This is a genomic window from Flavobacterium amniphilum (genome assembly GCF_023634845.1).
GTDB classification, from domain to species: domain Bacteria; phylum Bacteroidota; class Bacteroidia; order Flavobacteriales; family Flavobacteriaceae; genus Flavobacterium; species Flavobacterium amniphilum.
The window spans coordinates 82189-106075 of record NZ_JAMLJL010000014.1 but is presented as its reverse complement, the minus strand read 5'-3'; the positions used below and the strand labels follow the sequence as shown (position 1 = coordinate 106075).

Genomic DNA, 23887 nt, shown 5'->3' with positions numbered 1-23887 from the left:
ATGCCAATCCATAATTGGGGATTAATACTTAATCAGTTCTTAACGATATTTGAAAAAAGGGTTCAACTTTAAGTAAAAAGTCAAACCCCGTTATTTTTAAACTTACACACTTTTTGGGATAGTGTCATATCTATAAATTTGCATCTTAATTTTTTAATTAAAGTTGTTTTTTATCATAGAATGCGCTATCTGGATTAAGTAATTAATTCAGGCAATTTCATTGCACCTGTAACTTTTGTACTCTTAAAACTTCTTAAGTAATGTGTCAATCAATTATAAAACTTACATTTCAATAATTCGCTCTTACATTAAAAATCAAACGGCACTGATAACAAGTTGCTTAATCTAAGTACGGAATGCAAATCCGCACTATCTGATCATGTTAATACTTATTAGCTAATCTTTCTCTAAATATTCTTTAGCATCTTTAATATTTTTAAATTCATATTCATCAACCCTATTTATAAAATAAATGTTTTCTTTTTTATCTTTCTCAATTATTTCTAAAAGCAATTTTTGTCCAGATTTAGAAATATAAATTGTTGCTTTAGATAATCTTTCCGCTAACTCTCTTGAGTTGTATTTTAAGTTAACATAATACTGCAAATTAAGTAGTTGATATTTTTCTTTATTACCGTCAATTATTTTTTTAGTTTTTATTGGATTTATTTCTCCTCTATACGTCAAAATACGAGGGTTTTTACCAAATGATTCAAAACCTTCAATTGGTATTAAATGCTTATAACTGCTAGTATCTTTAGTTTTTATGGCTTTTACATATTCTTCAGGCAACCATGCATCAAAATTATTTTGACTAGAGCATCTTAAATTAGAAAATACTATAAGTATTATTAAAAAATTTTTTTTCATGTCTATTTATTTTATAGGCCAAAACCATATTTCACTTCCTAAGTAATATCCTGAACCAGTTGCACCAGCATTAAACAAATCGATGTGTCCTATACCACCTGGTGGTGGGACGATGTAGATAATTCCAGTACTATCCATATAGTCGCGTTCAAATGCTTCTTGTGACATTATTTTGGGTTTACCGAAATTTTGCCAAGTCCAATCAGCAAGTCCTTTTGATGAACGTGGATAACCTTCTGATGTTCTATTTACTTTTGGATATGAATTCATCTTTATTCCAGATTTCATATAAGTATATCCAACTCTTATGGCGCATTGATTTGGGTATGGGTCTTTACTTGGATGTGCATGCGATCCATTTACATCTTTTGGATAATTATTCCATAATGTGGAAAAGGACGGAAAAACCTGAAGTCCCATACTTTTATCACTCACCCACGTTTTAGATTTAGTTTGACTAATTACTACAGTGTTTAAATGGTTCAATGCATTACCGCCATTCCATTTTGCTGTTTTTTCTGTACCATAACTAGTTGTTGTTGTTGTAACCCAATGGCCATTATCTCTCACAAAACCACCCACTGACGACCCGTTACCAAAGATTTCACCTAAATTCATACTGTTTCCATTACCATCAGAATACGTTACATTAAAGCCCCAACCACCACCACCGGCACCGGAGGTTGAGCTAGTATAACTTAATGATTGATTTCCTTCAGTGGTCGCAAACGTGTTCATGTAATCAATCAAATCATTCCAGGTTGAAGAGGATAATAAACCACTTGGGTCATTAGCTATAACAGGGTTGTTTAATGCAAAATGGTAAGGAGTTGCCATAGGTGTACTCTCCGCCAATAAATCAATACAGTTAAAACGCCCCAATGCAGCATCGTATTGTCTGAAATCCATTTCAGTCACGTTAAGCCCTTCAAAAACTTCTGATTCTTTTCCGTTAAATTTAAATTTGTTGGCAGTTCCATTTCCTAACGAAGTTACTACATTATTGTACCCTTTGTGTTTAACTCCAAAAGGATAATAATGGTTTTCTTCAACTATTTCTAATACGGATCCATTCTTGGTATAGTTTAAACGGACATTACCCAAATGGTCTTTATACTGGTATACATATTTGTAAGTTCCTGCATTCACATCCACATAGCCTTCAGGTTGTGAAAAACTTCGCAGAACAGGGCTGCTGCCGGTTTGTTCGTAAATGTAATTACCGGCATAGTAAGTTGTTGCTATTGTAGAGCCGTTAGTGATTTTTTTACTTAGTTTAGTTCCACCGGCATTGTATACAAACTCTATAAATTTATTGGTTCCGCTAAAGGTTATTTTCAGCGGTTGGTTTAAGTAGTTGTAACTAATGCTGGTTATCGCTTTATTAATATCTGTAATTAAATTTCCGTTGTTGTCATAGGTATAATCAGTTGTTGCCGTTACATCTTTAAAACCTTCGGTTTTATTGCCCGCATCATCTACTTTGACTAATTGGTTCCCTTGGTAGGTATAAGTCAGATTATCCAACCACTGGTCAAAAACATTGGCATTGGTATACCCTGATCGCTGTAAAATGGTAATATTACCGTTTTTATCATAATTTAAAGACTCATTGTGCGTGTTAGACGTTGTGGTAGCTCCAACTGTACTGGAAAACTGCGCTTGTTTTAATCGGTCAAGATTGTCGTAAGTATAATTATACTGCTTAAGACCAGTGTCGCTGTTGGCCGTTCTCCATAAGGTCTGGCTTATGTTGCCGTTGTACAATGCCGTTGCGGCTGCAGTGGGTTTGTTATACTTGATTTCAAAGGCAAACAAATCGCTGCCCATGGCATTGGCATCGTTTATTTTAGTTAGCCATCCGCGTACATTGAAACTGTAATCCACGGTTTGCAATCCTGCTGTTAAAGCATGGGTGGCTGCATCTGCTCCTCCCACTTTTTTCTGAATTAGTTGCCCTAAATCATCATACTTATTAGAAGCAATGACTTCAAGGGAGTTTGATCCAATCTTTTGGGTATGTTTCAGCAAACGCAAACGGTGGTCATACGTAAAATAATCATACGTAGTAAGGTTTGTGGTTACTAATGCTTTATTGTGCACCGTTTTGGTTTCAATAAGGGTACCGGTAAAATCATCCAGCTTTGCTTCCAGGACATCGCTGGTTTGTAAGTAATTATCTTTACCACTGGTCCAAATTGCTCTTGCCTTGGCATCATAAGCCACAACAGTGGTTGCCCAGTTTGTAGTGTCTAAAGTTCTGACTTTAGAGCCGGTAGTTAAGCCTTTGGTTATGGTGGTTACAGGTTGACTATATACCGGAGCAGTAGGAACTGCAATCCCGTCTTTATCAAAATTGTAATCATCATAGTAGTTAACGGATAACAATTCAATATTAGTGTCAGGGAAGACCGCATTGCTGTAATGTAAATTTGTCCCATTCATGGCAACAGGCGTAGGTATTTTGCTTTCAAACAATACAGGAGTCGTTGCATTATCCCGTATTTGCTGGATGGCTGCTCTTGTGGTATTAATATTGTCAGTGTGCACACCTGTATAAGCAACACGGCCATAGTTGTCGTATTTGACAAACAACCATTTATTGTTTGCTTTAAGGTTTGCATCTTGTGATAGGATAGGTCTGTTCAAGTTGTCATACACAAAGATTTCCAGAGCTTTTCCCGGTATTTTCTTTTCTACCGCTCTGTTTTTAGCATCATAATGGTACTCATAACACAAATCAGGTAACAATGTTGTGGCCAATGGTGCCAGTGTTGATGGAGTCGGCAGCATAACAGTAAGAGCCATGGTAACGGGAGTACCAATCGGCATGGCAATCATTGCTATATCAGTAATAATAAGCTGGTTGTTTTTTATGGCTACTTCAAAATTATAACTCCCGTTAGTGATATACCCTAAAAGGCAATCAGGGACTGTTGTCGTCAGGGTTGCAATGATTCCCGGTTTTAAAGTTCTTCCTTTTGAGGTGGTAAAATTAAAAGCAAGACTTAGTTGGTTTATTCCTGTCTGACTGATGGTAGCTGCTGTTGCAGTAGGAACAAAAGGGGAAGTCACCAAACTGCTGTAAGGGATATTTTGTGAAAAATTAGTATAAGTTGCTGTCGGGGTAACCACCAATCCATCAGTGGCTTTTGGCGATAGAACAAACGTCAGGTTACCGTAATCATCATAGATGTTATACAAATTGTGAGGGGTTGCAACGCCTCCAATGCTGTCGAAAGTCCGGACTAATATAGTCTTGCCTTCTTTGTCCTTGTAGGTTTCGGTTGTGTTTAGTTTACCGTCTGCAGCCTTCCAGTTCTCATTTTTGGTAATGGTAAGATACAGTTCATTTCTTTTGTAATACCCAAGATAACTGATCGTTGGTTTCATGAAATCACCACCGGTAAAAACAACATCAAATGCATAAACATCATTGTCAATATTTGATTTATATTCCATTTTCACAGTATGATCAGTATCGTCAAAGCCTACTTTCCAGTCACTGCCGGGGGCACCTTGTTTTAAGACATTGCCAATAGGCGATTTTTCAAAAACAGTTTCTGAATAAGGATTTACTCCGTTAGGAAAATCCTGTGAGTATTTGCTTTGATAATAAGGAGCTATATTGTTTACTGCAGTACTGTTGTAATTCAGTGGGCTGGTTAGTGTCGCTGCGTAAGGTAAATACGATTTGGTTTGCGCACCGGTATAATTGTCATATTCATAATGGGAAACAATACTTTGTTTATTTTCACCGGCTTCTACGGCAATGTTTTGCATAGGCCGGCCCATTTTGTCATAATAGGTAACCTGCTGCAATTTATAATCGCTGCTCAAACTACCCTGAAAACCATCCTGTACTGCTTTAGTATAAGTGGTTTGGTACAGGTAATTCTCAGTAGGGGTTTGACCATAAGTAAGTAAAGGTAAAAGCGCTATAAGGAGGATATATATTTTTTTCATTGTATGGCTTACTTATTAGTTGTTTAATAAATTGTATTTGTACTCTTCCATGATGTTACCTTCGTTGTCTTTGATCATTTTCAAACGCTTGCAGTCATCATACACATAGGTCGTTTTCCGTCCTCTTGCATCGGTAACCGAGTCTAATTGCCCAGTTGGGTTATAAACATAAGTGGTTATTTGTGCATTGGGTACTAAACTGCGTAAAGCGTTTAATTGGGCTTCAAAAGCATTCATGGTAGTTTGGTCAACTACACCATCAGATGCTGATTTTAATGATAATAGAGTTGCTGAAGGAATTGCAGCATAAGCGACATTTGGCAATTCTGCAATAACGGCCTGATTTTTATAGCCATAAAGCGTCGTTTTTTTGAATTGGTTTTCCTGGGTTACTTCTACCGGATTACCGCTTGCATCATATTCCGATACAAAGACATTACTGAACAATGGACTGTTTGCTTTTGCTTCTTGTTGGGTATAAGGGAAAACTTTACCCGAAAAGTTTTTAAAAATACTTCTTTGAGTGAACAATAATTTATCGGTACCTGAATTGTCTTTACTGTAATTTTCGACTTGGATAGGAGAACTGATATTGTTTTGGCTTTCTAAAACACTATAATTTGCCGCATCTGGTGCTAACAAGCCGGATAACAGGGAAATATTTGAGGCTACAGGGTAATACAAACGTTTGGTCAGGGTTTTTCCTTTACTGTCTGTTGTGATTATTTTAGAAGGCAATCCTCTTAAAGCAGTATACTCAAAATTGGTTTTCGTTTTAATTGCATCAGGAAGAACCGGATTTGTAGTCACTAATACAGGGATGGTGTAGGTTTTTGAATTGATTTCTTTTAAGTTGTTTCGGTAAGAAAAAGTACTGTATTGACCAATGCATGGAATATCATCAAAAGGACTTATATTTCCCTGATAAGTGGTAGCCACAACAAAATTCTTTATTTCATGATCTATGGTAAGATCATAAATAAACTCTTTGTCTTCCTTTACGAAGAGACCGGTGCCCTTTTTTTCTAAAATAACTTCTCTCAATAAAGTTCCGTTAAATTGGTTTTTATTATTGGTACTGCATGACCCGAATTCTTCCTCATCAGGGTTGAAAAAATCGGATTGGGCAAACTTGTAGAAAAGAGAAATTTCATCGTTTTTTTCTATTTTAAAATGCTTTTCAATACCTCCCAGTTCAAATGCATCCCCACCAAAACTGGTGGTTACATACCGGTATTCTATTTGGTTGTCTGATCCACCGAATATATGCGCAAAAGGATTGGCAATTAAACTCACTGCATCATAAGATTCAGGAGCATTTTGTATGGAACATCCATAGGTGTCCCAACTCGTATCCAGTTTAGGCTCTGTGATAACCACACCGCTGTCATCGTTGTTTTTACCAATATCCTTGGCTTTTTTATAATAATAGCGTTTGGTTTTTACCTGTTGTGTACCGGATAATTCCGTAATTCTTTTAATTCGTATGCCGGAAGCAGGCAAATATTCACTGGCTTCAAATTCCAGGAATGCATCTGCACTGACATTGTGTGAGTTATTGTGGGTCAATACTAAAGAAAAAGAATATTTATGGTCTTTCTTTAAATTAAACTCATGTGGACTTGTAAAACTTCCCGGTATTTCATTATAAGGATACTTGATAGGCCACTCTTGTATATTTGTTGTTAAGTCAGTAACTGTGAAGGTAACATAGTCAGGATAGGGTTGACCGTACCAAGCAGAATTTGTATGTGCAGTATTATCTGTTTTATTTAAAATCACTTTCAATTTACAATCTTTATAAATGGTAACAGGAGGAAAGCCTGTTGTTAAAGGTCCTTCTGCCGCAATATCATCAGCTAAAGCATATGGGTTTTGTGGAGGTGCAGGAGTATTGTCTGCTCCTACATTATAATTATCTGCGTTTTTGGTTTCATAAACCGCAGGCGACTGATGCGGGACAGCTTCCTGTATGATTTTTTGGTAAACTCTTAAATGTACATTTTTTACCGTATTGGCTTTTGCATAAGGTCTCTCATACTCAAAACTGGTATAACCTCCGCTCGGATAATACATTTTTTTAAGAACTCCTTTTGTGGCATACTCAAAATTAGGGTCTCTTACTGTTAAATCATTTGTAGTTTGATAGGCACTATAATAATCATGGTCTATAAAGCTGGCATTTGAGGCACCGTTATAATACCCCATTAAGTCCACATTATACGAAAAACGGCTTGGTAATTCTTCCGGACTGTTATACTCCATTTTATAAACTTCACATTTGGGGTCTGTACCTAAATTACTGTTGTTTACAGATACTTTTTCCAGGAAAAACCGATGTTTTAACGCATTGGTAGGAGCAGGCAACAAATAATCCAAAGTGATGTTTTTTACATTTTGACTGATTAAAGTATTATAAACCTGAATGTTTTTCAATATCCTGTCATCGTACTGCGGGGTTGGTATTACGCCATCTGAAGGCAATACTAGCGGATCGGAATTAAACTTGATTTCTATGTTTGAATTTAAAGAGTATATCCTTTTGATTTTCTTTGAGTTATGAATGGAACCATGAAAAACTGAATTTTGTAACCCTTTTAAGTAATCTTTTATATCAGTGCAAGCTTCATTTACGGGTTTAGTTGAAATATTCTCTCTTTGTTGCTCAAAAAGAATAAAATCTTTCACACCATCATCATGATAATCGATTAGAATCTGATCTCCATAATTGTTTTCAATTTTATATAAGTAAAAAGCGGTTGTAGCTAATGGCGTAACTGTCTGGAGTATTTGACTGTTGTCAGCCATCCAGCTAGGTCCTATTTTTCTGGTTTTAATTAAAGTACTTGTATTCTCAGAAGCATTTGCACCTCCAAAGAAATATTTTACCCCGGTAGGGGTTGTAATCACAATTGTATTGGTATTGGTGGCTGATAAACCTCCTAAAAACTCAATTCTTAATTCACTGTCATTATTGGTTAAACGGGGTGTAAGGTTTTTGTCCAAATAAAAACTCCCGGAATAGCCCGGAAATGAAAAGCTGAAAATATCGACACGGTAATCTCTGGTATCTCCGGGCGCTAAAATATAATCTTCGGAATGAAGCAAAGCCGGATCTCCTAAATCTTCCAAAAACAATCGTACTGATGCTTTCTCATCAGGATAACCGTTTACAATTCTTGTAATCACTCCTCCGGCATTCAAATTCCAGTTTGTCCCCACCCAATTGGATTGCTGGGCTACTTTTAAGCCGTTACCAACGTAAGATAAAGAAACCGGTACTTGTAATTTCCCTACCTGGTAATTGCAGACAGGTATCGAGGAGGTTACCCTTCCAGATGATTCATTGACGTTTACATCGCTGAATTTGGTAGTCTGAAAGGCAGAACTGGAAGGTAAACTTGTAAGTTGGGCAAATAAAGAATTTGCAACAAATTGCATAAGTAATACTACTATTATCTTCTTTTTCATAAGAAATTTGAATTTTTTTTGGAATAGGGGCAAAAGTAGGAATATATGTATTAATACCAAATGATTGGACATCTTGGATTTATTATAATACAGAGCTGCTTTCGTGTTATAATGTTAATGGATACTCAGTGTTTGTGGTAAGTAATTGATTGAGAGGGTTTGTTGTTAGTGCCGGGGAATCGTATAGTTATAACAGCAGTCGTGATGAGTTTTATTTCTACGAAAGAAATTACTTACAGATATTCAAATTGCTTTTTGATTGGTAGTATTCTGAAGGCACTGTCAGGCCTTAATCTGAGTTGGTTTTACCTGTAATAAGCCGGTGAATTTTCCAAAAACCAAACGGAATGACCTTTCAAAGAAGGAACCGAGAAATACGAATCGCAACAATCCCAGAAACATTAGTAAGGGCACAAGCATTCCAAAACCTCCCGGAAAACCAATTTTAAAGGCATTGTAAGAAATACCTCCCAGCGCAAGTATAGACAGTATTGAGATTAAAATTTTGAACGGTTTGTTTACTTCCGCAACAAGAGTAACAGAGTCATCCGAAAAATTACCCCGCAATACGGTAAATGCACCAATGCCAATTTCAGAGCTTATTATCTCAAACCGGTTTCCGTTTATTCGTCCAATGAATTTTTTATCAGTGGTTTGGGTCGAAAGACTGTCAGATAGCATTGTGTTCAATTTCAATAATTCGATACTCTTTTCAGGACTGTCCTTTAATTCAATTGTATAATTCTTGGTTGGAAATAGTTGCATGGGCTTCTTTTTTATCAACACAATACATGTTAACGATAGTATTATGTTACAGTATGGATTTCAGATTTATTTTTTTTTACCCTGTTTTTGTTTTTACCGGACAAATAGTAAAGAACTAAATTGTCTTTCTGGACTACCATTGAATCCATCTGGCCATAAATTTGAGAATTAGCATCAGAAATGTCAACAGTCAGCTCTTTACTGTTGGAAAAGTTATGAATAATCAATTTTCCAAATTCCTCATCTTGTATGTGGGTAATAAGGTTTGGATTGTTTTTTACTTCCTGGCTATAACTATATTGTTCGGTTGGTCTGTCTTTATCCGTAAAAACAAAAACTCTTGAATAACAGGGTCCGCCACAGGGAAAACCCACTACAGTGTATAAATCATTACAATATGAAATCTTTGACATCTTAGGTCTTACATCCAGTATTTTTACGATTTTACTTTTTCCGTCTTTTGATGTGATGGTCAGTTTGTATGCATCAGTATCCCGATTGGGTATTTCTTCAAGTACTGATATAAATTTGATGCTCTCACGATTGTACAGGCTATCCAAAAACCTTTTCTCAGATTCGATAATGTCCTGTTGCATTGATTGTGTTGTACTATCCTTGTTAGCCTGAGACGTAGCATTGTCCTGAGCAGATAAAGTATCTTCTGTTTTTGAACTCTTCTGACAACTCAGAAATAATACCAATAGAAATGTGAAATATAGTTTCATTCTGGAGTTTTTAAATTAAGGATAACATTTCAATGGTTTTATAAAGTTTCGTAACCTTTCCGTCAAGACAGAACCAAATATACAAAAAGATGCTTCCGTTATTTTAGGTCGTTTTTCATTCGTTTGTGCAATTCTTCAATTGCTGGCCAATCTGTTTCGCTTGTGGTTTCATAGCTAAGAAAAGACAAGCTTTGTTCAAACTCTGATTTTCGGTCTTCGTGTTCTTCAGCAAGTAGTATTTTGTCCACTTGTATGTCTCCCCAGTTTTTGGCAAGCGCTAATTCTATCTGCTTGTCCATACTTTTAAAAAACTGTTCACCAAAAGCTTTTACTCCATTGGCAAAGTCTGCATAGTTCATTTCGATACTTCCGTCTTTGGCCGTCCACAAACTAATTCCGTTTTCTAAAGTATGCTCTATGTCCCAGACAATCCGTATTTTTTCGTTATGTCTGAAAAAAGACAAATGGGGCCCGCCAACCAGATGTGCAGAATCAAACGTTCTTTCCAGTCTCCATGTGGTTAACTTGTCATATTGGTCAAAATGAAAATCACTGATTCCGTTTTCCTCAGTGTCATGAAGATCATACCATTGTTGGACATCCTCTTTAAAAAGCGCTATGTTTTCTGTCAGCCTGTAAAGATAATCAGGCAATGACTGACTGATTTTTTCAAAAAGGGCTGTGAAATCTACCAGAAACCGGACGATATAATAATCGTTGTAGGGAGTTGCTTTATCTCCGAAATACTGTATGGCTTCTTTTGTGTATTCATAAATCGTCTGCTCGCCAAATGTGAGCCACAAATCGCCTTCTGTCATCCAGAACCAACTTAAAAGCAAGTTTGGTTCCTGTCCGACAGGAGTTATTTCATCGAATTTTTTAAGTTGAAAATGGATCATAATCGTTTCTGTGTAATTTTAGCCTTCATCTCCAAACCATAAAACTCCAATCTTTTTCTCGGTAACAATAATGAAACCGTAATCATACCAATAAGAGTAGCTGATGCCTGAATAACCCACTAAATCCAATTCTTTCTCGTATGAATTTTTAGAAGTGGATTTTGTCCAACCGGAATTTGTGTAAACTGTTTTACTTCCTTCCAGTTCATGTAAGAAAAGATTCAAATATTCCTCCCCTTTGCTCCATGACATAAAATGCTCATTGTATTGTGTTTCTTTTATAATTCCTGAAATCATCATGTTTAGGGAGTCTGTGTAGGGTGTTTTTCGAATATACTCTGCATCAAATTTTTCAGGGTCAAAGAAGTCAAATTCTGATATGTTATCAAAAAAATCCCGGATAGGATCTGTTCCGGTGGCTCTTTCAAAAATATGACAGAAAACAGTACCTATTTCTGCACCATAATCAGTTACGTAATTTGATTCTATATTTTCTGTAAACTCCTGTAGATTCAACATATGCTCATTCAAAAAATATATTTAATAATCGAAATGGAAATGAATTCAAATATATAAAAGGTTTTGGTGATCATCCCAATTTTATTAAACCGGTGTTTTGGATTCAGTCTTTCTGTTGAAAATGTTAAGCAAGATGAATACGATATAGGTAATGATAAAAATCCAAAGTGGAATTTTAAATGCCGGATAATCAAACTTTTCAATTGGAACTTGTGCTATTCTGCTTAGTATCGGCGCCAGCATAAACAGAAAGCTGATAAGGGTTATCGGGATGCTGTTTTTCCATTTGCTTAGATTTAATCCAATTCCGATAAGCCCAAGTATTGCAAATAATTGATCAATATTACCAAAATGCAATGAGGTGAAAATTAACCAAAAGAAAAAAGGCAGGCCAATCATTTCTCCCATAAGAATGATGGATAAATAGGCTAGTATTGCTATTGACCGGATTATATTTTTCATAATTCGTAAAAGGGTTGTTGTGTTAAGTTAAAACTGCCCTGTTTTAAAATTATTCTGATTGTCTATGCTTTCTTTCCAGCTTTTGCAGATTGAACCTCCGCAATCCGTTTCCGGAGTATCATTTACAATACCGTTAACCAGATAGTCAATAGCAGCCAAAACTTTTTTCCCTGCCATCCTTTTTGTCGTTCCGCCCCTTGCAGAGTGGTGTTCAATCGGGCTGAGTGCAGCATAGTTTATGTTTATACCGTCATTTAGTATTTGTTTGCTTCTGTTTTCGAAATTGAAATCGGAATACGATAATGAAACTAAAATTTGCGGACTGACCCATGAACCTTTCTCAATTCTTTGCCAAAATAAATCTGATATATCTTGGGAATTTTCCTTTTTCAGCATCAATAAAACAATTGAAGCTACAATATGCAATCTCCAGTTTTCATCGTTAAGTAATAATTGGAGGTCTTTTTTTACGATAGATACCGGGTTTTTTCTCAGAATTGCTTCTAATTTGGTAATACTGAGTTTTAAATTGAACTCCTTTGGTTCGTCACTGGAACTTCTGAAGCTTAAAAAAGGTAAGTGATTGGGTTGTCCGTCCCAAAAGTTTCTGTAAATGCCTAACTCCATTCTTTAGTGATTAATTGTGTACAAATCCAACGGTTTTAGGGGCTGGGAGAGATCCCAAACCATTCCGGCAGGACTGTGTCAAATATACGAAAAGATAATCCCGTTAAATACAATAAACCGATAGGATGATTTCTTTAAAATCGCTGTCTTTTATACTTCCGGAACACAATACCTCGAATACTCATCAATTTTCGCTTTCAGTCTGTTTTCCAGATAAGTATTGGCACCCTTTAATTCCTCAAGAATCTGAATGGCTTCTTTTTGGTATTCCAGTCTTTTTTCAAAACTCCAATGGGAAGGGGGAGATTGTAAATTAGTGATCCGGTCAGCTAATTTTACGGCCCCGACTTCTTTGGATAATTCTTTAATGCGTTTTAAACTGTCTTTCATTTTTTCCGCTTTAGGAATATCATTCCTTTTGGTCAGGGCAGAGACAGCATTGGCAACCTCTAAACTAAACGTTTCTGTCAGTTCTTCAAATGTCGTGTTGGTGTCTTCTAAAGTGTCATGAAGCAAAGCGACTTGTATGGCAAATTCAATCCCAAATTGTTCTGTTTCCTGCGAAGCGATTAAAATCTCCATCGCCACATTGCTCAAATGCACCACATAAGGCAAATTTGTTCCGGGAATGGTCTGGTTGTTTTCAGCATGTTTCCCGGCAGCAAATTTTAAGGTATCCTGATATATACTTTGTGTTTTCATTTTTTTCATTTTTTTTGTCCGGAGAATATCGCTGCTAACATACCTCCGGCTTTAAGTTGTAGAAGATTTTCGTTTCCAAACTTTTCCCTCAGGAATGAAACCAAAGAGACAAAAGAACCGTTTCATTAAGCCCAAAACCTGCCACATTACCAAACTGCGTTATGGACCCGGTTTTTATCGATTTAAATTCCCAATTGTAAATCCGGCAAATAGTATTCCGCTTACAAGCGCTATGAAATAAACAAACTTTTTGATGTCCTCAAAGTTTCTGTTTTCTTTCAGGATTATTTTTCGGAATTTCCCGGAGACTATTGTTAATATTGAACTTGCAAATAGTAACCCAACGGCTGAAATTATTCCAATCCCAATGGGCGAACCTTCGGTTTTGTCACTTAAAAAAAAAGGGATAATATCTGAAAGGAAAAGTAAATTCCAGGCAACAACGAAAAATACGGCAGCCGGTTTTTTTATAGGAAATCCACCTTCATTCTGCTTTTTCAGAATTTCTAAATCATCAGCACTTATGGTACTGTTTGTATTTTGCAGAAATCCGGTTTTTTCAATTGCACTGAGTACTGAATTCGGATTTTTAAAAGTCCAAAAAATCACTTCTGAATTATAATTTTCAACTCTATGGTTTATCTTTATGCCGTTTCCGATAATTGGAATCGAAGTATACGGTTTTATCGAAATGATATCTTTGGGTTGAAATACTAAATTTCCAACAATCGAAGCATTTATTTTTAATATTTCCCTGTCAACATACAAATCAGCAAAAGGGAAAGTTGCATTAGCCATTCCAATTCTTGCCCCACCGGTCAAAGTGAATTTTTCATTCATATTTTCTTCTTGTTTTCTTTGATAATTATTTCAGTTTTTTGTCGCATAAAACTTGACCTGCAACGTTTCGTGGCATGGTGCAGTAGTGATGCTAAAGGATTGTTTCTTTAATCATAACTTCCGTGTAAGCGTTCTGATTTTTTAAAAGTAAAATTATTGATTTCAAATTCACTTCCTCCGGTATTTGTATATTCCAGCTTTTTGCCATTTCGAATCACGAAAAAATCTATAACATTAATTCTCAAACTGCCATTTTTCCAGGATGCAGGACGAATGGCAATTATTGAAACTAGTTTTTGGGTTTTAAATAATGTGAAAAGATCTTCCTGGGTTACAATTTTAATAGTTTTTCCAGAAATTATATTTGGAATTTGATTAGTTGTATATTCATTTTTTTCAACGTAAAATACTTCAGGTCTTTTAAGTTTAGGATTATTACTGTAAAATTCCTCCTTATCTGAAAGATGAGTTTTTAAAGCCTTATAATAAACATTTGTACTGTCAATTTCTTGCGAATACAATTTAATGAAGCAAAAAAGAAATAGTAATATTAGAAATGTTGTTTGTTTCATTATTCTCTTTTTAGCATTACTGCTAACATTTTATTGCTTGGCACAGTAGCGTTGCCATCTGGCAGTTTATTTTCGCTTAAAGATAAAGTTTTTTCATGAAGAGATAAGAAGTTGAAAGCAAAACCAGATAGCGCAGATTTACTTCGTAAGTTCGCTACGCTCGAGTGTAATCCGTGCTTCATACTCACAAATAATAAAATACCACCACCAAACAATCCTTAAAATACATAATTTCCGGTATCCCAACCCTGACAGCGGTTAAATTTTATCTAAGAGTTTAAGGTTCTAAGAAGTCTAAAAATCAGACAATCTGATAATCCAACAATCTGATAATCTAAAAAAACAAACTACAAATACCTTTCTTTGATAACATTAATATGATGGAGTATATGTCCCATCATGATCAATCCTAATGCTCTTGCGCTGAAAGGATGCGTGACACCGTTACCCAGAAAAAGGCTTTGCTCTTCAGTGATGTTTTGGAAAAGGAAAACGGAATTTGCTCTCACAATACCAAATTCTTCCAAAAGACTTTCCATGCTTCGGGAAGTAACATCAATATTGGAGGCATATAAATTGTCGTCCATACTGTGTAAAGGTGTAGTGTTGTCTCCTCTAAGACAAACCAGTGTTCTGTAGGCAAAAACTCTTTCAGTATCAATAATATGCATCAATACTTCTTTGATTGTCCATTTGTCAGGGCCGTATTTATAATGGTGTTTTTCAATGGGGATAGTACTGAAAAAATCGGCCGTCAATTGAGTGTTTTTATGAAAAATTTCATGGAAGTCTCCGGTATCGGTTAAGTGAATGTAATGTTGGAAATAGGGATGGTATTCTGTAGTTTCAGGTCTTTTCATGGTGTTGTTTGTTGTGTTTTTTAATCTGATTAAACAAGCTGTTTTGTCAGTAACCGTAGATTATTTCTTAGTATTTTCCTGTATAACTAACTTCAATGAATTAATATAGTCGGTATCAAATTCAATAACTCTGATTTTGTTGAGGTTAAAATTCATTTCACCCTCAAACTGACCTTCAGTTCCCAGAAAATCAATAATCAGTTCTTTCTCATTCAGTTCAAGGAGTTTACCGGGATAAACCGCTTTATCTGACTTCTTCGCAATCTGGAAAATTTCATATCGCTGTGATATGAAATTAATAATGGAAGGCAAATCTCTTAGAGGGATAACATCTTCTGCACTTGTCTTCAGGCCTTTAAGTTTAATCACTCTTTCTGTAAACTCATGATCTTCATCCTGAATAATCGATTGCACATTTTTGTTTTTCAAAATCGTGTAACCGTCAATGATAAAATCGACCGGGTTGTTTTTCAGTAAGATCCAGTCTTCAGTCCAGTCGATCAGAAAACCGGTAAAGACTTCTTTCTTGTCTTCAAATACTATTGATATTAATTGGCGTAAGTATTTCTCCATAGGTTTTTAATTTAACGCAGTTTGCGCTAGGGCTAATGTAGCAAAGAGTTGTCAAGCAGGAAAGAAGGTTACTTTGATCTTGAAATTCTATGAAATAAATAAGCTGTTGTTAATGTAATTCTTACCTTTAAACTAATTCGGTAAGTTTAACTTCTTTTTCGATTTTAGGTCTCCAGGTATCCTGATCTGACATTGTATCGCATAATTTTTCATGCAAATAAACCTGATACCAAGTTTTCTTGTGAAACTCACCAACATGAGCGAAGGCTTTTTCAGAGTGTATCATGAGCTTCAAAATAAATTCTTCTTTTGGAGGTCTGTGATTATTGATAACTTTGCTTAAAGAATTTGCGCTAATGTTTATGTCTTTCGCAAAATCACTTCGTTTAGCATATATGGTATCAACATAATATTTCAGGAACTGTGTGAAATGGTTCTGATTATCATAAACAGGTTTTTTTAGATAATCTTCCATTTTCAATTTTAATTGCATGAGTTTTGCACGAAGAATTTGCTCTTTTGGTAGATTCTTCATTCTTTCCAAACGAGCCTGCATCAAGGCAATTGAATCTTGTTCTCTTTCCTTTTCTGAGTTGTATCTTGAGTCAACTCCAAACTCAGAATCATTGTTGTTTATGTTTTTTTTATTAATCATGGTCGTATAAATTAATGAGAGCTACTATTTCAGGAACTTCTATGCTTAAAGTCATACCAGTTACATTCATTTTATATTTATTGATATAATGTTGTGCGATTGAACTTTTAGGTTTTAGTGATACACATGCTAACTCTCCAAAATCTGCTACTGCAATTTTTGAAACATATGCAATTAGGTTTCCTGCAATTTTTTCGTAAACTTTTTCTCCTCCATAATTTTCTATTGATACAGTAAGAAGTCTGATGTGAATTCTCCATTCAGATGGAATTCTTTCTATTGAAATCAATCCTTGGATATCATTCTGCCCTTTTATTATTAATTTGTATAATTCTTGTTCTTTTTCCTCTTTCCAGTTAAAAAAATAACGAGTTTCTGATAATGATTCGTAATCTGTATCTGCAACAGGCAAGATTTCTATAGGATAAACATTTCCTGTTGGAACTTCGATAATAGTCATAAAACAAATGTAATAAAAAGTTTCCGTTTTTTGGAAAGTTTATGATATTTATTTCCTAAAAATGGAAAGTTAGATAAACGGAATTTACTTGGTCTGTCCGCTTCGCTCGAGTGTAATCCTGATGGTGCGGATTTGCAATCCGTGTCCACAAATTTTTTAAACTAAACCTTCCCGTCAGGACGGAAGCAAAATATACAAAAGGTTAACCAGGAAGCCTTATCCGTGATCCCAACCCTTTCAGCGGTTAAAAAAATCCAATAATCAATTAATCTAAAATAGTACCCCAACTGCACAATAAAGTTATACCATTCCGGTTTGCCGGTTAAACAACATAGGGGGTATAGCGTATATATAGCGTATATATAGCGTATATATAGCGTATATATAGCGTATTAAAGTAGTATTAAAGTAGTATTAAAGTAGTATTAAAGTAGTATCAAAGTAGTATCAAAGTAGTATCAAAGTAGTATCAAAGTAGTATCAAAGTAGTATCAAAGTAGTATCAAAGTAGTATCAAAGTAGTATCAAAGTAGTATCAAAGTAATATCAAAGTAATATCAAAGTAATATCAAAGTAATATCAAAGTAATATCAAATAGCCGACGGTGGCTGAGCGGAGTCGAAGCCAAGTAGTATATGAGTGTGGTTATATTGTTAGATCACCTGATTATAGGGCTTCTTAGATTATGAGATTTATTTCATCAGTTCGCTAACGCTCGTGTCTCCTTCGTCGAAATGACAAAACATGAAAGTCTATCAATCCAATAATCTGATAATCTGTTAATCTAAGAAGTCTAAGCAAGTCTAAAGATCAAAGTAGTCTAATAATCTAAAAATCCGACAATCTGAAAATCTAAAAAGAAATCTTTTTCCAGTCTGCCGGAAATTTCTATTTTTGCACATGCAACACAACGTCCTTATTTTAGATTTTGGGTCTCAGTATACACAGCTGATTGCCCGCCGGGTTCGCGAATTAAATATCTTCTGCGAAATATTTCCTTACAATCATTTCCCGGATGATTTATCAAGTTACAAAGCCGTAATTCTTTCAGGTAGCCCGTTCTCGGTTCGTGCCGAAGATGCTCCACACCCTGATTTATCACAAATCAGAGGGAAAATGCCATTACTGGCCGTATGCTACGGTGCGCAGTATTTAGCACATTTCTCAGGTGGGGAAGTAGCACCGTCCAATATCCGTGAATACGGAAGAGCCAACCTGTCTTTTATCAAGGAAGACGAATTGTTCTTCGACGATGTTAACCTGAACAGCCAGGTATGGATGAGCCACAGTGATACGATCAAAGCATTACCAACAGGCGGTGTGCGTCTGGCTTCTACAAAAGATGTGGAAAATGCAGCCTACCGTATTGAAGGCGAAACCACTTTTGCCATTCAGTTCCACCCTGAAGTATACCACTCGGAAGACGGTAAACAAATGCTGGAGAACTTTTTAGTGAAAATTGCCGAAGTACCGCAAAACTTTACGCCCGGAGCTTTCGTTGAAGACATTGTAGCCGAAATGAAAGAGAAAATCAAAGACGATAAAGTGGTCTTGGGACTTTCAGGAGGAGTAGATTCGACGGTTGCGGCTGTATTATTAAACAAAGCCATTGGCAAAAACCTATACTGTATTTTCGTTAACAACGGATTATTACGTAAAAACGAATTCCAGAGTGTACTGAAACAATACGAAGGAATGGGATTAAACGTAAAAGGAGTAGATGCTTCCGAACGTTTCCTTTCTGAATTGGCAGGAGTTGATGATCCTGAAACCAAACGTAAAATCATCGGCCGTGTGTTCATCGAAGTATTTGATGATGAAGCAAACAAACTGGAAGATGTAAAGTTCCTGGCACAAGGAACCATCTATCCCGATGTAATCGAATCGGTTTCGGTAAAAGGGCCTTCGGCTACCATCAAATCGCACCATAACGTAGGTGGATTGCCTGACTTTATGAAGTTGCAGGTGGTTGAGCCGTTACGCATGTTGTTCAAGGATGAGGTGAGAAGAGTAGGTAAAACCTTGGGTATCGATGATGAGTTGTTAGGCCGTCACCCATTCCCTGGTCCCGGACTATCCATCCGTATCTTAGGGGATATCACACCGGAGAAGGTGCAAATCCTTCAGGATGTAGATGCTATTTTCATCAACGGATTGAAAGAGCATGGCTTATACGACAAAGTATGGCAGGCCGGTGCTATTTTATTGCCGGTAAACAGTGTGGGTGTTATGGGTGATGAGCGTACATACGAGAAAGTGGTGGCACTGCGTGCAGTAGAATCCACTGATGGTATGACTGCTGATTGGGTACACCTTCCATATGACTTCTTAATGAAGATTTCCAACGAGATTATCAATAAAGTGAAAGGGGTAAACCGTGTGGTGTATGACATCAGCTCGAAACCGCCTGCAACGATCGAGTGGGAATAAATAAAAGCATAATAAAATGTTAAAAAAGCCGTTACAGTAAATATATTTGTAACGGCTTTTTTGTGTAAATTGGGTCGTGCCAAATAAAGAAACCAAAAACAAACTAAACATGAAACACTTTTTACTCCTATTTTTAGGAATGAGTCAACTTGTTCTGGCCCAACAGGAAAAATCATTCAAACATACTGTCACAACTAACGAAACAATCACCCAGATTGCCAAGAAATACAATATTTCCGAGAAGGAAATCCTGAAACTCAATCCCGGTGCCGAGAACGGACTGCAGGAGAACACCCAACTCCTGATTCCCAACAATAATTCGATTTCGTATCTGCTAAAGAAAAGCGATATTAAAGCAGTTGAATACAAAAAGCACCAGGTCTTGTCCAAAGAAACACTGTATGGTATTTCGCGCCAGCACAATGTAACCATTGAGGCTCTACAGAATGCTAATCCTGATCTTCTCACTGTAGGCCTTAAGGAAGGACAAACGCTGAACATCCCGGAAGGGAATGAGGTTGCAGCTCCTAAAAAAGAAACGGTTTTAAACGGTAATGTGCACGAAGTACAGCCTAAGGAAACCTTGTTCAGTATCGCGCGTTTGTATAATGTATCGGTAAAGGATTTGGATGCACTCAATGCTGAGGTTTTAAAGGAAGGCTTAAAGATCGGTATGAAAATAGCCATCCCGAATAAAAAGAAAACCATCAGCGGTCAGGCACGTATCATTAACAATGAAACAATATTCCATGTAGTACAGGCCAAAGAAACAAAATATTCGATTTCTAAAAAGTATGGCATAACTATTGAACAGTTGGAATTGCAAAACCCTGAAATTATTAACGGTTTAACGGAAGGAAATAAGCTGGCTATCAATAAGTCTATGTTAAAGGCAAAGAATGAGAACGAAGAGCTGATGATTGCACTGGCAGAGAAACAGGCAGTGGTGGAAAAGTCAAAAGCACAGAATGCCAAGATTGAAGACCTGGAAGACCGCCTGACCGTCCAAAAGGAACTGAATAAGAAAATGATTACGCTTAACAAGCTGAATATTAATTTGAATGCCATCGATGAAACCAAAACAGGCTCGGTAGAGAAACTGAGACTGATATTGGATGCCAATAAAAAGATCCAGGATGTGTTAATTGGTAAATTGGACTCTTTGGCTTCAACCATGGAACGCGATTTGGCCGATTTGAAAGAGAAGGATGTAGAGACTTTGGAAGAATCTAAAAAACTGGAGAAAGAATCGTATCAGAATATCATTGAAACCGATAAGCTGATTACCGGCCTGAAAAGGGACTTGGCAGAAAACCGCAAGATTTATTCGGGTATCATGCAAAAGGTACACCGCATAACGGTTCAGGAAAACCAGGAGTACAAGAAGAAAGTTAGGGCTAATTTGTCGGATAAGGACTTGGCTTCCATTGAGGAGATTAATAAGTTGAGTGAGAGTCAATTGGCAAACGAAAAGAAGAACGACGCGCTTTTGGCTAAAGTGGAAACCATTGATGCAGAGAAAAAGAATGAGTTGAAACGCAAAATATCGAAAGCAACGTTCTATGGTTCAGAGGCAAGGGAATATGACGATAAACTGGCGCAGGTGAAATTGCAACGCTACCAGAAAACGGTTGAGGAAAGTAAGAAAGATGTGGCTACAACAACTGAAGCACCTGAAGCTACCGAAATACGCAAGCAATTGAATGAGAATGTTGTCGATGAAAAGAACCCGACTAAAATTGAGGTTATCCGCAATTTAAAGGGTCTTGAAGATGGATTTTATATAGTGGCCAAGGTTTTTGAAGCAGCAGCAGAACGCGATGCATTTGCAATTCAACTGACAGATGCAGGGGAAACCAAAACGAGTTTCTTCTATAACGTGAATACTTTGTCTTACTATGTGTACACTAAAATATTCCAAACTGCCGACGAAGCCATCTATGAATACAAAACAAAAGTTAATAATCCGTTATTTGAACATTTATTTATTGTACAAATCAGTAAGGAACAATAAATTTGTGGGCACTTAAGGCAGATTTAAAAATAAAAGAAAATGAAAAGATTGATTTGGTTAATGGTATTGGGAATGCAATTGTCTTTTGCACAGAATGTTATAAGATATAAAGTGGAAAAGGGCGAAACCGTTACGCAGATAGCCAAGAAATATAATGTCGCCCCAAAAGATATTTACAAGCTAAACCCTGATGCCCAAAAAGGTGTTCCGGAAAATACACTTTTGGTTATCGAACTACCGAATAAGACGAAAGCGGCACCGGAAACCAAGAAGAAAGCTGAAGCTGCAACCGTGGTTACTCACGAAGTACAGCCAAAGGAAACCTGGTATAGCCTGTCTAAAATGTATGGGACTACTGTAGAAGACTTGCAGAAGAACAATCCGCAGGTTAAAGAAGGTTTAAATCCGGGGGAAGTTTTAACCGTAAACGTTCCGAAAGGATTCAAACTCCCGAAAGAAGCCAAAAAACAGGAAGCAAAGAAACAGGAGCCTAAAAAGCAGGAGCCGGTATTCCATGTGGTGTTGGCTAAAGAAACCAAATACGGTATTGCTACTAAGTATGGTATTTCGATTGAGGAACTGGAAAAGAAGAATCCTGAAATCGTTAACGGCTTACAAATTGGACAAACGTTGTTAATAAGGGGAGAGAGACCAAAGGTTGAAGCACCAAAGGTGGAAACTCCTAAGGTTGAGACCCCGAAAGTAGAACAGCCGGTTGCACCTAAACCACAAGGTCAGGGTATCGCAGTAGTTGAAAAAACACTGACAACGATTGGGTATACGGTACAACCGAAAGAAACCCTATACAGTCTGGCAAAACAATTTAACATCAGTCAGGAAGATTTGATTAAAATGAACCCTGAACTGAAAGACGGTGTAAAAGAAGGAATGCTTATCGAAGTGCCTGTAAAACCGGAATTGAAAACAGTTGTTAAAAAAGAACTTTCACCGCTTATCGAAACGATTCAGGTAGGCAGTAAAAAGAAATTGGCTTTGTTGTTGCCTTTCAATATTGCAAAACTGGATCAGGATACCATCAATTCAACTAAATCAAGATTGAAGAAGGATAAGTTTCTGAACATGACACTGGATTTTTATGCCGGCGCTTTAGTGGCTATCGATTCGGCTAAGGCGATGGGATTGAATATTGATGTTACGATTCTGGATTCAGATGAAACAAAATCAACTTCGAATGTGGCTAATTTAATTCAGGATAATAACCTGAAGAATTACAACGCGGTTATCGGCCCTTTTTACCAGAATAATGTTGAAAAAGCAGCTTCTTTGTTAGGAAATGTTCCGGTTATTTCACCACTTTCAAAAGATTATGATAAGAAATTCCCGAACCTGATACAGGCAACCACAATGCCGGATGATATCAAGCAGGCTATGTTTGACTTCATGCGTGGAAAAGGTGGTAATATCATTGCAGTGGTTGATCCTAAAAAAGCTTCGGTAAAACAATACATCGAGGCAAACCATAAAGATGTGAAGTTTGCTGCTTTCAACGCACAGGGCGGTTTGGATGTGGCACAGATGAAGTCTCTTTTTGTAAAGGATAAAATGAACTACGTAGTCATGGAAACTGAAAAGACAAACCTGATTCTGAGTACGACGAGTACCTTAATGGCTTCGCTGAAAGAATTCCAGATTAACTTGGTAATTTTAGGTGAAAATGATGCGCTGGACTTTGAGGAAATCCAAATGAACCGCTTAACTAAATTGAAACTGCATTATCCTTCGGCTTCAAGGCCAAATAAATCGGATGCAGCTACAGATTTTGAGAATGAATACAAAAGAAAAAACCGTGTATTTCCGAATCAGTTTGCAACCCGGGGATTTGATGTTACTTTAGATGTTTTATTACGTCTGAGCCAGGACAAGCCTATCATGGAGACATTCAATGAACTGGCATCCGAACAAGTGGAAAGTGAATTCAATTATGTACAGAATCCTGACGGCGGTTATATGAACAAAGGAGTTCATATCCTGTATTATGATACTGATTTAACAATTAAAGAAGCAAAATAATGGCAACTTCAAAAGTGACTTACTTAGGCGAATTAAGAACTTCGTCCATTCATATCAATTCCGGTTCTGAAATTATCTCTGATGCACCGCTTGACAATAACGGCAAAGGGGAAGCTTTTTCACCAACAGATACTGTTGCCAATGCTTTGGCTTCGTGTATGTTTACCGTTATGGGAATCAAAGCGAACGAAATGAATGTTGATTTTTCAGGTTCTACTGCTGAAGTAACCAAAGTAATGGGAACAGATCCCAGAAGAATCACCGAAATCCATGTAACTTTTCAGATGAACCTGAATGCCGATGATAAAACCAAAACCATTCTGGAACGCACAGCCATGACCTGTCCGGTGTTTTACAGTCTGCACCCGGATATTAAAAAAGAAATTGTTTTTAACTGGAAATAATACATACCAAAAGAGAAAAGGCAAAACTTTTCTCTTTTTTCA

Annotated in this window: 20 protein-coding genes; 4 read left to right on the top strand and 16 right to left on the bottom strand. The window is 36.6% G+C overall.

Features of this window, described 5'->3' with window-relative positions; translation table 11 throughout:
* Window positions 1–396: 396 nt before the first annotated feature.
* The 16 genes from NAT51_RS15295 to NAT51_RS15220 all read right to left on the bottom strand — a co-directional run bounded on the left by NAT51_RS15295 (window position 397) and on the right by NAT51_RS15220 (window position 16966).
* Window positions 397–870, bottom strand: a complete 474-nt coding sequence (locus NAT51_RS15295) for a hypothetical protein (RefSeq protein ID WP_250600169.1) — start codon at window positions 868–870, stop codon at window positions 397–399.
* Between the two features lie 6 nt (window positions 871–876).
* Entirely contained in the window at window positions 877–4836 is a 3960-nt protein-coding gene (locus NAT51_RS15290; RefSeq protein ID WP_250600167.1) for a T6SS effector amidase Tae4 family protein, read from the bottom strand.
* A gap of 15 nt (window positions 4837–4851) precedes the next feature.
* Window positions 4852–8307, bottom strand: a complete 3456-nt coding sequence (locus tag NAT51_RS15285; protein WP_250600165.1) for an RHS repeat domain-containing protein — start codon at window positions 8305–8307, stop codon at window positions 4852–4854.
* 282 nt (window positions 8308–8589) lie between these two features.
* The gene (locus NAT51_RS15280; RefSeq protein WP_250600163.1) at window positions 8590–9072 is read right to left on the bottom strand and encodes a hypothetical protein; all 483 of its coding nucleotides are present in this window, start codon (window positions 9070–9072) and stop codon (window positions 8590–8592) included.
* A gap of 41 nt (window positions 9073–9113) precedes the next feature.
* Window positions 9114–9797 carry a hypothetical protein gene (locus NAT51_RS15275; RefSeq protein WP_250600161.1) on the bottom strand — a complete coding sequence of 228 codons (684 nt, stop codon included), beginning with the start codon at window positions 9795–9797 and terminating at the stop codon, window positions 9114–9116.
* A 98-nt stretch (window positions 9798–9895) separates the two neighbouring features.
* Window positions 9896–10696 carry a DUF5984 family protein gene (locus tag NAT51_RS15270; protein WP_250600159.1) on the bottom strand — a complete coding sequence of 267 codons (801 nt, stop codon included), beginning with the start codon at window positions 10694–10696 and terminating at the stop codon, window positions 9896–9898.
* Between the two features lie 18 nt (window positions 10697–10714).
* On the bottom strand, window positions 10715–11227 hold the full coding sequence (locus NAT51_RS15265) for a hypothetical protein (RefSeq protein ID WP_250600157.1): 513 nt from the start codon (window positions 11225–11227) through the stop codon (window positions 10715–10717).
* A gap of 72 nt (window positions 11228–11299) precedes the next feature.
* A complete protein-coding gene (locus NAT51_RS15260; protein ID WP_250600155.1) occupies window positions 11300–11677 on the bottom strand; it encodes a hypothetical protein in 378 nt (125 codons plus the stop codon).
* Window positions 11678–11704: 27 nt separating this feature from the next.
* A complete protein-coding gene (locus NAT51_RS15255) occupies window positions 11705–12304 on the bottom strand; it encodes a hypothetical protein (RefSeq protein ID WP_250600153.1) in 600 nt (199 codons plus the stop codon).
* A gap of 150 nt (window positions 12305–12454) precedes the next feature.
* A complete protein-coding gene (locus NAT51_RS15250) occupies window positions 12455–13006 on the bottom strand; it encodes an HD domain-containing protein (protein ID WP_250600151.1) in 552 nt (183 codons plus the stop codon).
* A 174-nt stretch (window positions 13007–13180) separates the two neighbouring features.
* Window positions 13181–13846 carry a hypothetical protein gene (locus NAT51_RS15245; protein ID WP_250600149.1) on the bottom strand — a complete coding sequence of 222 codons (666 nt, stop codon included), beginning with the start codon at window positions 13844–13846 and terminating at the stop codon, window positions 13181–13183.
* Window positions 13847–13953: 107 nt separating this feature from the next.
* A complete protein-coding gene (locus tag NAT51_RS15240) occupies window positions 13954–14418 on the bottom strand; it encodes a hypothetical protein (protein ID WP_250600147.1) in 465 nt (154 codons plus the stop codon).
* A gap of 347 nt (window positions 14419–14765) precedes the next feature.
* On the bottom strand, window positions 14766–15278 hold the full coding sequence (locus tag NAT51_RS15235; protein ID WP_250600145.1) for a DinB family protein: 513 nt from the start codon (window positions 15276–15278) through the stop codon (window positions 14766–14768).
* Between the two features lie 60 nt (window positions 15279–15338).
* Complete coding sequence (locus tag NAT51_RS15230; RefSeq protein ID WP_250600143.1) at window positions 15339–15851, bottom strand: hypothetical protein; 513 nt, start codon at window positions 15849–15851, stop codon at window positions 15339–15341.
* Between the two features lie 127 nt (window positions 15852–15978).
* Complete coding sequence (locus tag NAT51_RS15225) at window positions 15979–16506, bottom strand: hypothetical protein (RefSeq protein ID WP_250600141.1); 528 nt, start codon at window positions 16504–16506, stop codon at window positions 15979–15981.
* On the bottom strand, window positions 16499–16966 hold the full coding sequence (locus NAT51_RS15220; RefSeq protein WP_250600140.1) for an N-acetyltransferase: 468 nt from the start codon (window positions 16964–16966) through the stop codon (window positions 16499–16501). Before NAT51_RS15220 ends, NAT51_RS15225 begins: the two co-directional genes overlap by 8 nt.
* A gap of 900 nt (window positions 16967–17866) precedes the next feature.
* Between NAT51_RS15220 and guaA the strand changes: the two genes are divergently transcribed.
* The 4 genes from guaA (at window position 17867) to NAT51_RS15200 (ending at window position 23845) form a co-directional block, all read left to right on the top strand.
* Window positions 17867–19396 (top strand): glutamine-hydrolyzing GMP synthase, encoded by a 1530-nt coding sequence (gene guaA / locus NAT51_RS15215; protein ID WP_250600138.1) that lies wholly within the window; start codon window positions 17867–17869, stop codon window positions 19394–19396.
* 109 nt (window positions 19397–19505) lie between these two features.
* Complete coding sequence (locus tag NAT51_RS15210) at window positions 19506–21410, top strand: LysM peptidoglycan-binding domain-containing protein (protein ID WP_250600136.1); 1905 nt, start codon at window positions 19506–19508, stop codon at window positions 21408–21410.
* A gap of 39 nt (window positions 21411–21449) precedes the next feature.
* Entirely contained in the window at window positions 21450–23441 is a 1992-nt protein-coding gene (locus NAT51_RS15205; RefSeq protein WP_250600134.1) for a PBP1 and LysM peptidoglycan-binding domain-containing protein, read from the top strand.
* Window positions 23441–23845, top strand: coding sequence for an OsmC family protein (locus NAT51_RS15200; RefSeq protein WP_250600132.1), 405 nt, complete (start codon window positions 23441–23443; stop codon window positions 23843–23845). Before NAT51_RS15205 ends, NAT51_RS15200 begins: the two co-directional genes overlap by 1 nt.
* Window positions 23846–23887 lie beyond the last annotated feature (42 nt).

Bases quoted from the DNA above. Each gene is read 5' to 3' on its own strand.
- NAT51_RS15295 (WP_250600169.1), bottom strand. From the start codon at position 870: ATGAAAAAAAATTTTTTAATAATACTTATAGTATTTTCTAATTTAAGA.
- NAT51_RS15290 (WP_250600167.1), bottom strand. From the start codon at position 4,836: ATGAAAAAAATATATATCCTCCTTATAGCGCTTTTACCTTTACTTACT.
- NAT51_RS15285 (WP_250600165.1), bottom strand. From the start codon at position 8,307: ATGAAAAAGAAGATAATAGTAGTATTACTTATGCAATTTGTTGCAAAT.
- NAT51_RS15280 (WP_250600163.1), bottom strand. From the start codon at position 9,072: ATGCAACTATTTCCAACCAAGAATTATACAATTGAATTAAAGGACAGT.
- NAT51_RS15275 (WP_250600161.1), bottom strand. From the start codon at position 9,797: ATGAAACTATATTTCACATTTCTATTGGTATTATTTCTGAGTTGTCAG.
- NAT51_RS15270 (WP_250600159.1), bottom strand. From the start codon at position 10,696: ATGATCCATTTTCAACTTAAAAAATTCGATGAAATAACTCCTGTCGGA.
- NAT51_RS15260 (WP_250600155.1), bottom strand. From the start codon at position 11,677: ATGAAAAATATAATCCGGTCAATAGCAATACTAGCCTATTTATCCATC.
- NAT51_RS15255 (WP_250600153.1), bottom strand. From the start codon at position 12,304: ATGGAGTTAGGCATTTACAGAAACTTTTGGGACGGACAACCCAATCAC.
- NAT51_RS15250 (WP_250600151.1), bottom strand. From the start codon at position 13,006: ATGAAAACACAAAGTATATATCAGGATACCTTAAAATTTGCTGCCGGG.
- NAT51_RS15245 (WP_250600149.1), bottom strand. From the start codon at position 13,846: ATGAATGAAAAATTCACTTTGACCGGTGGGGCAAGAATTGGAATGGCT.
- NAT51_RS15240 (WP_250600147.1), bottom strand. From the start codon at position 14,418: ATGAAACAAACAACATTTCTAATATTACTATTTCTTTTTTGCTTCATT.
- NAT51_RS15235 (WP_250600145.1), bottom strand. From the start codon at position 15,278: ATGAAAAGACCTGAAACTACAGAATACCATCCCTATTTCCAACATTAC.
- NAT51_RS15230 (WP_250600143.1), bottom strand. From the start codon at position 15,851: ATGGAGAAATACTTACGCCAATTAATATCAATAGTATTTGAAGACAAG.
- NAT51_RS15225 (WP_250600141.1), bottom strand. From the start codon at position 16,506: ATGATTAATAAAAAAAACATAAACAACAATGATTCTGAGTTTGGAGTT.
- NAT51_RS15220 (WP_250600140.1), bottom strand. From the start codon at position 16,966: ATGACTATTATCGAAGTTCCAACAGGAAATGTTTATCCTATAGAAATC.
- guaA (WP_250600138.1), top strand. From the start codon at position 17,867: ATGCAACACAACGTCCTTATTTTAGATTTTGGGTCTCAGTATACACAG.
- NAT51_RS15210 (WP_250600136.1), top strand. From the start codon at position 19,506: ATGAAACACTTTTTACTCCTATTTTTAGGAATGAGTCAACTTGTTCTG.
- NAT51_RS15205 (WP_250600134.1), top strand. From the start codon at position 21,450: ATGAAAAGATTGATTTGGTTAATGGTATTGGGAATGCAATTGTCTTTT.
- NAT51_RS15200 (WP_250600132.1), top strand. From the start codon at position 23,441: ATGGCAACTTCAAAAGTGACTTACTTAGGCGAATTAAGAACTTCGTCC.